The sequence below is a fragment of the Ruegeria sp. AH12 genome, from assembly GCF_056541465.1.
In genome coordinates, this window is the sequence record NZ_JBQFYL010000214.1 from 1 (window position 1) to 551 (window position 551).

At 59.5% G+C, this 551-nt stretch carries 1 protein-coding gene; it reads right to left on the reverse strand.

All coding sequences use genetic code 11. From position 1 onward, the window contains the following. Positions 1–149: 149 nt before the first annotated feature. Positions 150–434, reverse strand: coding sequence for a DUF4212 domain-containing protein (locus ACR0EL_RS22695; protein ID WP_010439512.1), 285 nt, complete (start codon positions 432–434; stop codon positions 150–152). Positions 435–551 lie beyond the last annotated feature (117 nt).

The following is a 551-nucleotide window of genomic DNA, read 5'->3' on the forward strand; positions in this document are numbered from 1 at the left end:
CGCCATACCGTTGGTGACCGGGTGAACGCCGCGACCGGCGGCATAGAATTCCGATGTGGAACCCGCACGAGCCCAGATCGCGATGCCGATGTAAAGCGCAAAAGACGCGCCCACAAACAGCAGGTTGATGGTAAACTGATCCATGCCGATTACTCCTCGTCCACGCCGTGCTCAGCGTCGAGCTTGTTCATGCGCCAGGCGTAGTTGAAGATCAGCACCAGAAAGACCAGGATCGATCCTTGCTGAGCGAACCAAAAGCCCAGATCTGTACCGCCAACGGCGATGCCGGACAGCAGCGGACGCAGCAGAATGCCGAATCCAAACGACACCAGCGCCCAAATCGCGAGGCTGATGTAGATGAGGCGCAGGTTGGCCTGCCAATAGCCCTTGTCGGCTTCAGCAGTCTGCGCGGAGTTTGTTGAATGATCCGCCATCGCGGGTTCCTCCTTCGCTCCCCTCATTGGCGGCCCATTGCCCAACTCCTCCAGTGCGGTGGGCCGCTTCTCGGTTGTGCCAAACGCCCCGTGACGTCAGGCATAACTTCTCTGGTC